The following is a 13,123-nucleotide window of genomic DNA, read 5'->3' as shown; positions in this document are numbered from 1 at the left end:
GTCCGGCCGGCCGCGTGCAGCAGCGGCATCCGCGCGAGCCGCCGCCGGCCCGGCCGGTTTGGCGTGCAAGCGGCCACCCGGCGCGAAATCGGCTTTACGGTTTTCGCATGCGTGATTTGGGCCGCTACCGACGACAGGCGCCGGCGCGTCCCGCGCCGCGCGGCCAAAAAACGCGCTTCGACTGAATAACGGCGAATGGACGCGGAACTTGAGGGTATTTGGACGAAGTCGTTAGACGATTGGGCAATTAGCGAACGATCAAGCCCTGCCACAGGAAGAAGACCGCCAAGCCGACCGCGATGGTCAGAAGCGGCCGGCGTGTCAGCGCGGACACGGCGCAGGCGGCCAACGCCCCGATGAGCTGAGGGTTGCGCCAGGTGAGTTCGAGCGCACCGCCATGGGGCGTGACCGCCATCGGCACGATGATGGCCGTGAGCACGGTCACGGGCACGAAGCCCAGCGCCGTGCGCACGAGCGGCGCAAACGCTATGCGCTCGCCGAGCATGAAGACCGTCGAGCGGATGAGGAACGTAACGACGGCCATGCCGAAGATCAGCAGAACATAGTTCATCGCGCGACCTCCGCGCGACGCTCGACGCTGTCGGTAGCCGCAACGCTGCTCGTTCGCTGCGCTTGTGCGCCGTTTTTGGCCGGCTCGCTCTCCCCGGCTCGTTGCAACTTGCCGCCGCGCGTTGTCCAAGGCCGCGACAGGACCACGCCGACGGCGACGCCGGCCGCCACCGCCGCCAGCAAGCCGAGCTTGTACGGCAAGCCGGCGCACGCCAGTGCGACGATGCCTGCAGTCGCAGCCGATGCGACGTAGCGGAGCGAAACGAGTTGCGGCACCACGATCGCGATGAAAGTCGCCACCATCGCGAAATCGAGACCGAGTGACTGCAGGCTTGGGAAGGCTGCGCCGAACAGCAGGCCAGCCAACGTCCAGATCTGCCAGTTCACGTACATGGCGACGCCGGACCCCAGGAAGTAGTGGGGACCGATGTTTCCCGGAGGCGCGTGGCGGTAGTGGGCATAGGCCACGGCGAACACCTCGTCGGTCAGCAGCGCGGCGAGCGCGAGCCGCCAGCGCAAGGGCAGGCGGGCGACGTAGGGCGCCAACGTCGCGCTGTAGAGGACGTGGCGCACGTTGACGATTAGCGTCGTCGCCCAGACCACCGCAAAGCCGGCATGCGAGGCGATGAGGCCGAGCGCGATGAACTGCGACGAGCCGGCGAAAACGGCGAGCGACATCAATTGCCCGTGCCACGGGTGCAGCGGCCCGGCCGTCACGAGCGTGCCGAAGATCACGCCGAAGGGCGCGGCGCCGACCATCATGGGGATCGTGTCGCGGGCGCCGTCGATGAATTCGTTGAAAGGGGTGCGCTGTTTCAAAGGGAAATCCTCCTGCTAGTCGCAGGATAGCGGCCGCGCGATGCGCGGCGCTTGTACGTTCTTGCTTCGCCTATTTGCCCATCGCGCGGAGCGGCAACGTGAAAGCTCGGGCCGCTTGGATGCCCGCGCCGCCCGGCCAGGCGGAATGAGCGGCAGCCGTGCACGCATCGGGCGGTGGTTCCACGCACGGCCCCGCGACGCGTGCGTCCTCTGCAGCAAGCGCCGTGCGCCGGTCAGCGCGCGCCGCGCTCGCCGGTCTGCCAGCGGCCCGGCGGTACGCCGAACATGCGCCGGAAGTGACGCGTGAAATGGCTTTGATCGGTGAAGCCGCAGGCCGCGGCGACATCGGCGACTGGCGCGCCTTCGCGCAGGCGGGCCAGCGCGCGCTGCAGCCGCAATTGGTTGCGCCACGCGTGAGGCGGCATGCGCGCCGCCTGCGTGAATAGGCGCGCGGCGTGGAACGCCGAGAGGCCGACCTCCGCGGCAAGCTCGGTCAGGCTCAGCGGTTCGATCAAATCGGCGGCGAGGCGCGCTTTCATCAATGCGACCCGCGGCGGATCGGCTTTCGGGCGGGATGCGTCCGGATGGCTGAGCGCGTGCCGCGCGATCAGCGCCGAGAAGGCGTCGATGAGCGCCATCTCGGCCGCGAGCGGGTCGCCGTCCGCGGCGCTTTCGTCCGATCCGTCGCGCGGGGATCCATCGACGTGCCCTTCGAGCAGCCGGTGAGCGCGAGCGACGCGGATGGCGAGATCGGGATCGCGGATGACATCCACCGGGAACCAGGGCATGGGCTGCGGCGCCGAGGCGATTTCGCCGGCCAACTGCTGCATGAAGTCGACGGGGACGTAAAAGACGCGGTAGCGCCAGCCCACTTCCATTGCGCGCGAGCCCGTGTGAACCTCGCCCGGATTGATCACGGGGACGGTTCCCGCTTCGGCCACGTGCCGAGCGCCTTGGTAAGCGTACATCTCTGCGCCCGCTTCGATCACGGGCACCGCATAGGCTTCGTGCCAATGGGGCGAGAACTCGTGCTCGCGGTACTCGGCCGTGAGCATGTCGGCGCCGGGCAGCAACGGCGAGCGCCAATAACGCGCGCAGTCGCGGAAGCGGGGCGGATCGAGGGGCGGCATCGACATGATCGCGAAACGGTGCGCCGGCGCGTCAGCGCAGCGGGATCGTGGTGCCTTCGGGCAACGCGACGGCGCTGACGCTGTTCTTGGCACTGCCCGAGACGACGCGGTCGCTGTAGGTCAGATAGACGAGCGCATTGCGTTTTTGGTCGACGATGCGCACTACATGCAGTGTTTTGAAGATCAGCGACATGCGCTCGGTGAAGACATCGGCCTGCCGCTTCAGCGGCTCGGCGAACTTGATCGGGCCGACTTGCCGGCAGGCGATCGAGGCTTCGGTCGGATCTTCGGCGAGGCCGAGCGTGCCCTTGATTCCCCCCGTGCGGGCGCGCGAGACGTAGCAGGTCACGCCGGCCACGGCCGGATCGTCATAGGCCTCGACTACCACGCGGTCGGAACCCGTGACGTGGAAATTCGTGTTGACGCTGCCGATTTCCTGGGCACGAGCAGGCGTGGCGGCGCTGGCCAGCGCAGCGCAGGCCAGCGCGACGATCAGCGACGGCGTCGGCAACGGCGTCGGCAACGGCGAAGGGGCGAAGCGGCTCATGGCGAAGTGAAGATCCTGCGGCGATGGGTCACGCGAAAGGATAGGACGGGGCTAAAGCGACACGGTATCACAAGGCCCCGAGCGGGCGGCGGAGCTGGAAGCGACGATTCGACGTGTCCCCGAATCTCGCGCTGAAGCATGTCGCTCGAAGCCATGAAAGGCAAAAGTCCAAAAGCAAAAGGGCCCGTCGACGACTCGACGGGCCCTTTTGCATGAAGCTCTTGGCTCCCCGACCTGGGCTCGAACCAGGGACCTACGGATTAACAGTCCGGCGCTCTACCGACTGAGCTATCGGGGAACAACGTGCTACGGTGAAAATCGCTACTGCGTAAAAAAGCCCGTTATGACGAACGGGCTTTTCCATTCATTCTTTGGCTCCCCGACCTGGGCTCGAACCAGGGACCTACGGATTAACAGTCCGGCGCTCTACCGACTGAGCTATCGGGGAACAACAACAGCAGAGAAGCGAGATTCTATGGACCGGCTCCAAGCCTGTCAATACCCAGCGGCATCTTCGCCACGACCCCGGGACGCAGGCGGCCCGCCGATCGCGCTCGGCCCGCCTGGCGTGGACGGGGCCTCTAGCTTACCGCTCGAGGTATTGGAGCTTGTCTTGGATGTCTTTGAATTCGTCGGCTTCGGGCAGCGGCGACTTCGTTTTGGTGATGCTCGGCCAGCTTTTTGCCAATTCGGCATTGAGCGCCGTGAAGTGCTGCTGATCGCCGGGCACGTCTTCCTCGGCGTAGATGGCGTTCACCGGGCATTCGGCCACGCACACGGCGCAGTCGATGCATTCATCGGGGTCGATCGCGAGGAAGTTGGGACCTTCGCGAAAGCAGTCCACCGGGCAGACGTCGACGCAGTCGGTATAGCGGCATTTGATGCAGCTTTCGGTCACAACGTGAGTCATTCAAACTCCTGCAGGGGATATCGGGCGGAAAACGCCTAATTGGCAAAGCGTGTATTGTAACTGAACGCCCTGGCCCCGATGCGTCGAGGGTCTTGGCGTCGTTTAGATCGATTGGTGATTAGTTTATGGAATGCCGCGCGGCGCCGCGCCCGCGCGCGCCTCTTGGCGCGGCCGTTGCGGTAACATGCGGCGATCCGTCATCCTTGAAGGCGGCGCAAGCGTGCCGCCCGCTCGCGCGTCTCGCTCGACATCATGATCATCACTTCGCTGCTCGACACCGATCTCTATAAGTTCACGATGATGCAGGTCGTGCTGCATCAGTTTCCCGCCGCCAACGTCGAATACCGCTTTCGCTGCCGCACGCCGAACGTGGACCTCGCGCCGTACGTCGAGGAGATTCGCGACGAAGTGCGCCAGCTGTGCGAGCTGCGCTTCACGGATGACGAACTCGACTATCTGCGGCGCATGCGCTTCATCAAGAGCGATTTCGTCGATTTTCTCGCGTTGTTTCACTTGAACGAGAAGTACATCGCGATCGAAGCGTCCGCCAAGGGCAACGGTGAAATCGAGATTTCGATCAAAGGGCCGTGGCTGCATACGATCCTGTTCGAGATCCCGGTGCTCGCGATCGTCAACGAAGTCTATTTTCGCAACACGCAGCGCGAACCCGATTATGCGATCGGGCGAGAGCGGCTCGGCGAGAAGATTCAACTGCTCGGCGCGCGGCCGGAGTTCGCCGATTGCAAGATCGCCGATTACGGCACCCGCCGGCGCTTCTCGAAACGGTGGCACGAGGAGGTGATCCTCACGCTGATGTCGGGCATCGGCGAGCAATTCGCGGGCACGAGCAACGTCTTCTATGCGCAAAAGCACGGTTTGACGCCGCTCGGCACGATGGCGCATGAATACCTGCAGGCGTGCCAGGCGCTCGGTCCTCGCTTGCGCGATTCACAGACGTACGGCTTCGAGGTCTGGGCCAAAGAATACCGCGGCGATTTGGGCATCGCGCTATCCGATGTCTACGGCATGAAGGCGTTTCTGAACGACTTCGATATGTATTTCTGCAAACTGTTCGACGGCGCGCGCCACGACTCGGGCGATCCCTTCGAGTGGGGCGAGCAGTTGCTCCGCCACTACGAGGAAAACCGCTGCGACCCGCGCACGAAGGTGCTCGTGTTCTCGGACGCGCTCGATATCCCGAAAGTGCTGCAGCTCTACGAGCGCTTCCGGGGCCGCTGCAAGCTGGCTTTCGGCGTCGGCACCAACCTCACCAACGATCTCGGCTATAGCCCGCTTCAGATCGTCATCAAAATGGTCCGCTGCAACGGGCAGCCCGTCGCCAAGCTGTCCGATTCGCCGGGCAAGAACATGTGCGACGACAAGGCTTATCTCGCTTATCTGCGGCAAGTCTTCGACATCGACGCGCCTGCGGAGAACGGCGCCGCTTGAACGGTTCCCTCGGCCGAGCGGCCGATGTATCACAAAAAAGAACGTCCGTATAATCGGCGATTCACTCGCATTCTTGATGGGGGCGCAATGGATACATCGGCGGCGCGACGCAATATCTTGGCGCGCATTCGCGCGGCGTCCGGCCGGCCGGCCGAGCCGCAGCCCGGCGAGCGCGAGGCGGTGGCCGATTACCTCGAGCGTCATCCGCCGGGGCCGCGCCCGGACATGCCTACCGATCTCGACGGCATCGCGGCGCGCTTCATCGACGAAGCGCGGCTCATGGCGAGCACGGTCGAGCAGGTCGAATCGCTCGATCACGTCCCTGCGGCCGCCGCGCGCTATCTCGCTCAATTGGGCGCGGCGCCGAGCGCCGTCGCTTGGGCGACGCTCGGCGCGTTGCCGTGGGCGCAGGCAGGGCTCGCCGTCGAATTCCGCAAGCCGGAGAGCGGCGATCTCGTTGGTATCACCGGGTGCTTTTGCGCCACGGCCGAGACGGGCTCGCTCGTGCTGCTGTCGGGGCCCGAAACGCAAGCGTCGATGGCGTTGCTGCCCGAGACCCACATCGCCGTCGTGCCCGCCTCGCGCATCGTGGCGGGCCACGAGGAGGCGTTCGCGCTGATGCGCGCCGAGCGCGGCGAGTTGCCGCGTGCTGTCAATTTCGTGTCGGGGCCGTCTCGCACGGGCGACATCGAGCAAACCATCGTGCTCGGCGCCCATGGCCCGTACCGTGTCCACGTGATCGTCGTACGCGGCGCTTGAGCCCGGCTCGTGTCGGCAATACCGAGCGCCTTCGCTAGCTAATAAAGAGGAAGTTAATGATTGAACGACGTGCCGCCCGCGCTCGACGGGCGGCGAGTGCTTTTGCATCCACCGCCTTCATCTTCACGATAGGGATTTGGTCCGCCGGTGCATCGGCCGCTACCGCAGTCATGCCGGATGGCGCTGCGCTCGGGGCGCATTGGACCGTCCCGTTCGCCGGCATCTTGCTGTCGATCGCACTGTTTCCGTTGATTGCGCCTGGCTTCTGGCATCGTCATTTCGGTAAGGTGGCTTGCGCGTGGGCGATCGCCTTCCTCGCGCCGTTCGCCTATGCATTCGGGCTCGGCGCGGCCGCGCACGCCTTTTCGCATGCGATCGTCGCCGAATACATTCCCTTCATCGTATTGCTGACGGCGCTGTACACGATAGCGGGCGGCATTTGCGTGCGCGGCAACCTGCATGGCTCGCCGCGCGTCAATACGGCGCTGCTTGCTCTCGGCACGGCGCTCGCGAGCATCATGGGCACGACGGGCGCTGCGATGTTGCTGATCCGGCCGCTCTTGCGTGCGAACGATAATCGAAAGCATGTCGTCCACGTATTCGTGTTCTTCATTTTTTTGGTGGCGAACGTGGGTGGCTCGCTCTCGCCGCTGGGCGATCCGCCGCTGTTCCTCGGGTTTCTGAACGGTGTGAGCTTCTTTTGGACGACGCGCCATCTCGCGCTGCCGATGCTGTTCGTCTGCACGCTGTTACTGGTCCTCTTTTATGCGCTCGATACCCACTTCTACCGGCGCGGCGACGAGGAGCGCGCAGCGGCGCTCGATCCGTCGCCCGATTCGATCGGCATCGCGATCGAGGGCAAGCGCAACTTCGCGCTGCTCGCGCTCGTGATCGCGCTCGTTCTCATGAGCGGGCTATGGAAGCCCGGCGTCGTCTTCGACGTGCTCGGCGCGCATCTAGAACTGCAAAACCTCGTGCGCGATACGGCGCTCGTCGTATTGGCGCTCGTCTCCATGGGGATTACGCCGCGCACCGCACGCACGGGCAACGCGTTCTCTTGGGCGCCGATCGAGGAGGTGGCGAAGCTATTCGCGGCCATCTTCGTCACGATCGCCCCGGTCGTCATGATGCTGCGTGCAGGCGAGCGCGGTGCGTTCGCCGCCGTGTTGCATCTGGTCACCGATGCACATGGCCAGCCCATCGACGCCATGTATTTCTGGGCAACGGGTATGCTGTCGTCGTTTCTCGACAATGCACCGACGTACCTCGTATTTTTCAATCTCATGGGCGGCGACGCGCATATGCTGATGAGCACAGGCGCGACCACACTCGCGGCCATTTCGGCCGGTGCCGTTTTCATGGGCGCCAACAGCTATATCGGTAATGCGCCGAACTTCATGGTGAAAGCCATCGCCGAGTCGCGCGGCGTGCGCATGCCCAGTTTTTTCGGCTATCTCGCGTGGGCCGGCGCCGTGTTGATCCCGGTGTTCGCCCTCACGACGTGGCTGTTCTTTTGATTGCAGGAGACATTTCATGCAGAAGATCCTCGTCGCGCGTCCGATTTTTCCCGATGTCGTCGAGCGTCTCGAGCAGTACTTCGACGTCGATTGGAACGACGGGCCGGCGCTTCCGCCCGAGGAACTTGCGCGCAGGCTCGCCGACAAGGACGGCGCGCTCACGGCCGGCGATCCGATCGGCGCATCGGTCTTCGCCGCCGCTCCGCGGTTGCGCGCCGTCGCGAATATGGCAGTCGGCTACAACAATTTCGATATGGATGCGTTCAACGCCGCGGGCGTGCTCGCGACGAATACGCCCGACGTGCTCAACGAAGCGACGGCCGATTTCGGCTGGGCGCTGATGATGGCCGCGGCCCGACGCGTGACCGAGAGCGAGCACTGGCTGCGCGCGGGCAAGTGGGGCGCCTGGCGTTACGACGGCTTTCTCGGCGCGGACGTCTGCGGCTCGACGCTTGGCATCATCGGCATGGGGCGCATTGGCCAGGCGCTGGCGCGCCGCGCGCGCGGGTTTGCAATGCGCGTCGTCTATCACAACCGCTCGCGCGTTGCGCCGCAGATCGAGGCCGAACTGGGCGCGCAGTATCTGTCCAAGGAAGACTTGTTGCGGCAGGCGGATCACGTCGTGCTCGTGGTGCCGTACAGCGCCCAGAGCCACCACACGATCGGCGCGGCGGACCTCGCGGTGATGAAGCGAACGGCCACGCTGACGAATATCGCACGCGGTGGCATAGTCGACGATGCGGCGCTGGCCGACGCGCTGCACGAGGGGCGCATCGCGGCAGCGGGGCTCGACGTCTTCGAGGGCGAACCGAAAGTGCATCCGCGGCTTTTGTCGGCGCCGAGCGTCGTGCTCACGCCGCACATCGCGAGTGCGACCGAGTCCACGAGGCGGGCGATGGCCAACCTCGCGGCCGACAACCTCATTGCAGCGCTCGGCGAGGGACCCAACGCCGGCAGGCCAAGCAATCCGATCAACCCTGAAGCACTGGCACGCACGCGTTCATGACGACAACTCTCATTGCGGCGCTCGCGTTGGCGGTCGTTGTGTTGGCCGTCGCACTGGCGCTGGCCGTTAGGAGCGCGACCCGCGCGAACGATCACGCCGCGCTCGGCGAATTGGGTGAGTGCATCGAGACGGCCGCGCAGGCGCAGGCTCGTGCATACGAGCGGCTCGAGCGTGAGTTGCGCGGCGAGATCGCGGAAACTTCGCGTCTATCGCGCGCTGAACTGGGCGGTGGCTTCGCGCAGTTTCAGCAAACGCTTGCCGCGCAATTGACGAGCGTCGCCACCGTGCAAAACCAGCAGATCGACGGCTTCGCCATGCGGCTTGCGCAGTTGACGGAGACGAATGCGACGCAACTCGATGCCATGCGAGAGAGCTTGCAGCGGCACGCACACGAATCGCGCGACGAGCAGTCCGCCGCGCTCAAGCGCTTTGGCGATACCCTCGCGCAGCAACTCGCCCAGCTCGTGGAAGCGAACGATCGCCGTTTCGGCGAAGTGCGCGCGACGATCGAGGCGCGGCTCAAGGATATCGAAGCGAACAACGCGACGAAGCTCGATGAAATGCGGCGAACCGTGGACGAAAAGCTGCATGCCACGCTCGAACAGCGACTTGGAGAATCCTTCAAGCTCGTCTCGGATCGGCTCGAGCAAGTGCATCGCGGGCTGGGGGAGATGCAGACGCTGGCGGCCGGCGTCGGCGATCTAAAGAAGGTCCTGACGAACGTCAAAACGCGCGGCACCTGGGGCGAAGTGCAACTCGAAGCGTTGCTCGAGCAGATGCTGACGCCCGATCAATACGCGAAGAACGTTGCGACCGTGCCAAAGAGCGGCGAGCGCGTGGAATTTGCGATCAAGCTGCCGGGCCGCTTCGAAGGCGGCGGCGGGCAGGGCGTGGCCACGCCGGTCTGGCTGCCGATCGATGCGAAGTTTCCGCGCGAGGACTACGAGCGCCTCATCGATGCGCAGGAGCGGGCCGACCCGGTTGCCGTCGAAGAAGCGTCGCGCGCGCTGGAAGCACGTGTGCGCGGCGAGGCGCGCACCATCGCGGAAAAATACGTGGCGCCGCCGCACACCACGGATTTCGCATTGCTGTTCTTGCCGACCGAAGGCTTGTACGCGGAAATCCTGCGGCGTCCGGGGCTAACCGATCAGTTGCAACGCGACTATCGCGTGACCATCGCCGGCCCCACGACGCTGACGGCGCTCTTGAACAGCTTGCAGATGGGTTTCCGTACGCTCGCGATCGAGAAGCGCTCTAGCGAGGTATGGCAGGTCCTGGGCGCCGTCAAGACCGAGTTCGGCAAGTTTGGCGACGTCTTGGCGAAGACGAAATCGCAGCTCGAGACGGTCACACGCTCGATCGAGGCGGCCGAGCGCCGCACGCGCGTCATGAGCACCAAGTTGCGCGAGGTCGAGGCGCTGCCCGGCGACCAAACGGAAGGGATGCTCGGCGATGCTTATGCGGGCTTGCAGGAGCCCGACGTCTGAGTCGTTTCGTCGCTTATCGATGCAAGTGCGGCGGCCTGCGTATCCGGCAGCCTCGGGACAGGGCCGCGGCCGCGCACTTCAGGCGGTGCGGGCGAGGGCCGTCAATGCGTCGTCGGTCACGCGCACGATGCGCCAATCGGGCATGACGGTCGCGCCCATCTTCGTATAGAAATCGATGGCGCTTTGATTCCAATCGAGCACCGACCATTCGAAGCGCCCGCATTGCCGTTCGACGGCGATCGCTGCGAGCCGGCGCAGCATCGCCGTGCCGAGCCCGCTGCCGCGCAGGCTGGGCTGCACGTACAAATCTTCGAGATAGAGGCCGCGGCGGCTGAGGAACGTCGAGAAGTTATGGAAGTAGAGCGCGTAACCGACGACACGGCCTTCGCGCTCGGCCACGAGCGCTTCGGCCGCGGGCCGCGGGGAAAACAACGCTTCGCGCAGCGAATCTTCAGTGGCGACGAATAAATGGGTGAGCTTCTCGTATTCAGCCAGCTCGCGCATCAGGCTGATCATGGCGCCGACATCGTGCGGTGCGGCATCGCGAATGAGATCGGCCATCACGCTTCCTCCGGCGCATCCGACAAGACGATTTCGATGCCGCCGAAGCGCCCGGCCACCCAGTTATAGACGTGACAAGCAATCCATAGCAGGACGAAGCCGAGAATGGCGTTCAACAGTAGCGCGCTGAAAATCGTGCTGAGTTCAACCGAACCATGGCGGATGAATGCCACGAGTATCCCGAGCAATACGATCGGCATACTAAAGGTCAAATAGACGAGGATGAGCGCCTTCGCGGTTTGCCCCGGCGCGATCGACAAGATTTGTTTTTTCATTGGGAAGCCTCGTTGAGAGACGTTGTGCGGTCCGGAAAATCGATGCCGTACGACGAACGCAAGTCAAATGAGCCCATCGAAGGGCATGATTTCGACGGGGGCGCCCGCGGCGATGTCGCCTTGCTCATGAGCGAGGACGATGAAGCAATTCGCTTCGCTCATTGAACTCAGCACGCCTGATCCTTGTGAGCGCGTGGGTGTCACGCGCCACTTTCCGGCGGCATCGCGCGTCGCAACGCCACGCAGGAACTCTGTCCGGCCGGGGCGCTTGCGGATCGGCGCACTGCTTTCGGCCGCGAATCGTAGCGGCGGCGCCGTGTCCGCCCCTGACATGGCATTGAGCGCTTCGCGCACGAGCTGGTAGAACGTCACCATCACGGCAACGGGGTTGCCTGGCAAGCCGAAAAACAGTGCGCTATGCGCGTTGCCGCCGCGCTCGCCGGGCCAGAGGCGACCGAACGCCAGCGGACGCCCTGGGCGCATCGCCAGTTGCCAGAATGCGACGTCCCCGAACGTTTGCGTCATGCGCGCCGTGAAGTCGGCGTCGCCGACGGATACGCCCCCCGACGTCAGCACCACATCGGCGCTGTCCGCGGCAGCGCGCAGCGCGGTTTCGAGCGCTTCGGGCTCGTCGCGCACGACACCGAGATCGATCGCTTCGACGCCCATGCGCATCAGCATGGCGTAAAGCGTATAGCGGTTGCTGTCATAGACGCACCCGCTCTCGAGCGGCTCTCCAACCGAGCGCAATTCGTCGCCCGTGGAGAAGAACGCGACGCGCAGGCGCCGGCGCACGCCGACTTCCGCGACACCGAGAGAAGCGAGCAACCCGAGATCGGCTGCGCGCAGGATGCGCCCTGCTGCGAGCGCCGCTTGCCCGCGGGCCAAATCTTCTCCGGCGCGGCGGCAGTTCGCGCCGCGCTCGATGCGTTCGACGTCGAACGCGATACTCTCGCCGCTGCGCGCGACGAACTCTTGCGGCACGACCGTATCGCAGCCGGCGGGCATCGGCGCACCCGTCATGATCCTCACGCATTCGCCTGCCGGGCAGACCCGGTCGAATGGATGGCCCGCGCGCGCTTCTCCGGCTACGGCGAGCGTGAGCGGCCCGGGTTTGACCTGCGCGGCTGAGGCGACCGACAGCGTTGAGCCGTCGAATGCATAGCCATCCATCGCGGCATTGTCATGAGCGGGCACGTCGATCGGCGACTCGACGTCTTCGGCCAGTACGCGCCCGAGCGCCGTGCGCAGTGCGACGCGTTCGATCGTGGTCACCGGGGCAATTGCACGACGGATGAGGGCGCGGGCGGTCTCGACGGGAAGCGGGTTCGAGGCGGAAAGTTCGTTGGAGGTGGTCATCGGAGATGGGGCGCGGCCCAGCGCGCCGGTAAGCCTTGCGAGCATAGCAACGCACGCAGGCAACGCGGACGCTTCGGATCGGCACGGGCCTATGGTTCGCGCTTAAGCGCCGAATGTCCGTGCGAGATCGGCGAGCTCGTGCAAGAAGTTGGCATTGTAAAACGCGTGCTCGTCTTCAAAGGCGACTTCGACGTGCTTGTGGCGTGCGTACCACGCGCGGACCTTGCGTTCGCCCGCATCGAGAAAGGCGGCTAAATCGTCGGCGAGGGTTGCGCGTATGACGGCGACCACGGGATGCACGCTCGCTTTGCCTTGCGCGTCGACGGTGGCTGCGACGGCGACATCGGCTCGGGCGTCGTCCAGGGCTGCGACGAGCCGCGCCGCCAGGTCGCGAGGCAAGCGGGGCGTATCGCATGGAACACAAAGCAATAGCTCGGTCGTCGTTTCGCGCAGCCCTGCCAGCATGCCTGCCAGCGGGCCGGCAAAGTCGCTCGATGCATCCTGAACGACGCGAGCGCCGAAGCGCTCCGCGAGCAGTCGGTATCGATCGATGTTTCGATTCGCGCTGAACAGCAACGGGCCGACTTGCTCGGCAATGCACTTGGCGGCATGCAGCGCCAACGGCTCGCCGCCGAGTAGTTGCAGCCCTTTGTCGATCCCGCCCATCCGCGTACCCTGGCCGCCCGCGAGCACGAGGCCCGTGAGGCGCGAGCGTAGATCGGAATTCATCGCGG

13 protein-coding genes, 2 tRNA genes and 1 pseudogene are annotated in these 13,123 nt (G+C 65.0%); 5 read left to right on the top strand and 11 right to left on the bottom strand.

The features are described from left to right. Positions 1-247: 247 nt before the first annotated feature. From MMB74_RS23125 to fdxA, 7 genes and pseudogenes are all read right to left on the bottom strand, one after another. A complete protein-coding gene (locus tag MMB74_RS23125; RefSeq protein ID WP_277430987.1) occupies positions 248-571 on the bottom strand; it encodes an AzlD domain-containing protein in 324 nt (107 codons plus the stop codon). Between the two features lie 134 nt (positions 572-705). Continuing rightward, positions 706-1,389, bottom strand: a pseudogene (locus tag MMB74_RS23120) (AzlC family ABC transporter permease); the annotation flags it as partial. A 233-nt stretch (positions 1,390-1,622) separates the two neighbouring features. Further along, positions 1,623-2,525: an AraC family transcriptional regulator gene (locus tag MMB74_RS23115; RefSeq protein ID WP_277430986.1), complete on the bottom strand. Its 903-nt coding sequence runs from the start codon at positions 2,523-2,525 to the stop codon at positions 1,623-1,625. Between the two features lie 25 nt (positions 2,526-2,550). Then, a complete protein-coding gene (locus MMB74_RS23110) occupies positions 2,551-3,066 on the bottom strand; it encodes a CreA family protein (RefSeq protein ID WP_277430985.1) in 516 nt (171 codons plus the stop codon). Positions 3,067-3,288: 222 nt separating this feature from the next. Next, positions 3,289-3,364, bottom strand: a tRNA-Asn gene (locus tag MMB74_RS23105). A gap of 74 nt (positions 3,365-3,438) precedes the next feature. Beyond that, positions 3,439-3,514, bottom strand: a tRNA-Asn gene (locus MMB74_RS23100). A 138-nt stretch (positions 3,515-3,652) separates the two neighbouring features. Further along, positions 3,653-3,976: a ferredoxin FdxA gene (gene fdxA / locus MMB74_RS23095; protein WP_277430984.1), complete on the bottom strand. Its 324-nt coding sequence runs from the start codon at positions 3,974-3,976 to the stop codon at positions 3,653-3,655. A gap of 252 nt (positions 3,977-4,228) precedes the next feature. Here fdxA and pncB point away from each other — a divergent pair, with 252 nt between their 5' ends. From pncB to rmuC, 5 genes are all read left to right on the top strand, one after another. Then, positions 4,229-5,425, top strand: coding sequence for a nicotinate phosphoribosyltransferase (pncB, locus tag MMB74_RS23090; RefSeq protein ID WP_277430983.1), 1,197 nt, complete (start codon positions 4,229-4,231; stop codon positions 5,423-5,425). A gap of 87 nt (positions 5,426-5,512) precedes the next feature. Then, complete coding sequence (locus MMB74_RS23085) at positions 5,513-6,184, top strand: lactate utilization protein C (RefSeq protein WP_277430982.1); 672 nt, start codon at positions 5,513-5,515, stop codon at positions 6,182-6,184. A 59-nt stretch (positions 6,185-6,243) separates the two neighbouring features. Beyond that, entirely contained in the window at positions 6,244-7,701 is a 1,458-nt protein-coding gene (locus MMB74_RS23080; RefSeq protein ID WP_277431033.1) for a sodium:proton antiporter, read from the top strand. A gap of 16 nt (positions 7,702-7,717) precedes the next feature. Continuing rightward, a complete protein-coding gene (locus MMB74_RS23075; RefSeq protein WP_277430981.1) occupies positions 7,718-8,707 on the top strand; it encodes a D-glycerate dehydrogenase in 990 nt (329 codons plus the stop codon). After that, positions 8,704-10,194 (top strand): DNA recombination protein RmuC, encoded by a 1,491-nt coding sequence (rmuC, locus tag MMB74_RS23070; RefSeq protein ID WP_277430980.1) that lies wholly within the window; start codon positions 8,704-8,706, stop codon positions 10,192-10,194. Before MMB74_RS23075 ends, rmuC begins: the two co-directional genes overlap by 4 nt. Positions 10,195-10,272: 78 nt before the next feature. Here rmuC and MMB74_RS23065 read toward each other — a convergent pair whose 3' ends face one another. The 4 genes from MMB74_RS23065 to mobA all read right to left on the bottom strand — a co-directional run bounded on the left by MMB74_RS23065 (position 10,273) and on the right by mobA (position 13,118). Next, the gene (locus MMB74_RS23065; protein ID WP_277430979.1) at positions 10,273-10,755 is read right to left on the bottom strand and encodes a GNAT family N-acetyltransferase; all 483 of its coding nucleotides are present in this window, start codon (positions 10,753-10,755) and stop codon (positions 10,273-10,275) included. After that, positions 10,755-11,030: a hypothetical protein gene (locus MMB74_RS23060; RefSeq protein ID WP_277430978.1), complete on the bottom strand. Its 276-nt coding sequence runs from the start codon at positions 11,028-11,030 to the stop codon at positions 10,755-10,757. Before MMB74_RS23060 ends, MMB74_RS23065 begins: the two co-directional genes overlap by 1 nt. A 63-nt stretch (positions 11,031-11,093) precedes the next feature. Then, a complete protein-coding gene (gene glp / locus MMB74_RS23055) occupies positions 11,094-12,389 on the bottom strand; it encodes a gephyrin-like molybdotransferase Glp (RefSeq protein ID WP_277430977.1) in 1,296 nt (431 codons plus the stop codon). Positions 12,390-12,491: 102 nt separating this feature from the next. Continuing rightward, the gene (gene mobA, locus MMB74_RS23050) at positions 12,492-13,118 is read right to left on the bottom strand and encodes a molybdenum cofactor guanylyltransferase MobA (protein ID WP_277430976.1); all 627 of its coding nucleotides are present in this window, start codon (positions 13,116-13,118) and stop codon (positions 12,492-12,494) included. Positions 13,119-13,123 lie beyond the last annotated feature (5 nt).

The organism is Trinickia sp. Y13 (assembly GCF_029522115.1).
In the GTDB taxonomy this organism is placed as follows: domain Bacteria; phylum Pseudomonadota; class Gammaproteobacteria; order Burkholderiales; family Burkholderiaceae; genus Trinickia.
Note: the sequence above shows the minus strand (reverse complement) of the source record. Positions and strands in the feature narration are given on the sequence as shown.

Bases quoted from the DNA above. Each gene is read 5' to 3' on its own strand.
- fdxA (WP_277430984.1), bottom strand. From the start codon at position 3,976: ATGACTCACGTTGTGACCGAAAGCTGCATCAAATGCCGCTATACCGAC.
- glp (WP_277430977.1), bottom strand. From the start codon at position 12,389: ATGACCACCTCCAACGAACTTTCCGCCTCGAACCCGCTTCCCGTCGAG.
- pncB (WP_277430983.1), top strand. From the start codon at position 4,229: ATGATCATCACTTCGCTGCTCGACACCGATCTCTATAAGTTCACGATG.
- MMB74_RS23115 (WP_277430986.1), bottom strand. From the start codon at position 2,525: ATGTCGATGCCGCCCCTCGATCCGCCCCGCTTCCGCGACTGCGCGCGT.
- MMB74_RS23085 (WP_277430982.1), top strand. From the start codon at position 5,513: ATGGATACATCGGCGGCGCGACGCAATATCTTGGCGCGCATTCGCGCG.
- rmuC (WP_277430980.1), top strand. From the start codon at position 8,704: ATGACGACAACTCTCATTGCGGCGCTCGCGTTGGCGGTCGTTGTGTTG.
- MMB74_RS23110 (WP_277430985.1), bottom strand. From the start codon at position 3,066: ATGAGCCGCTTCGCCCCTTCGCCGTTGCCGACGCCGTTGCCGACGCCG.
- MMB74_RS23060 (WP_277430978.1), bottom strand. From the start codon at position 11,030: ATGAAAAAACAAATCTTGTCGATCGCGCCGGGGCAAACCGCGAAGGCG.
- mobA (WP_277430976.1), bottom strand. From the start codon at position 13,118: ATGAATTCCGATCTACGCTCGCGCCTCACGGGCCTCGTGCTCGCGGGC.
- MMB74_RS23065 (WP_277430979.1), bottom strand. From the start codon at position 10,755: ATGGCCGATCTCATTCGCGATGCCGCACCGCACGATGTCGGCGCCATG.
- MMB74_RS23125 (WP_277430987.1), bottom strand. From the start codon at position 571: ATGAACTATGTTCTGCTGATCTTCGGCATGGCCGTCGTTACGTTCCTC.
- MMB74_RS23075 (WP_277430981.1), top strand. From the start codon at position 7,718: ATGCAGAAGATCCTCGTCGCGCGTCCGATTTTTCCCGATGTCGTCGAG.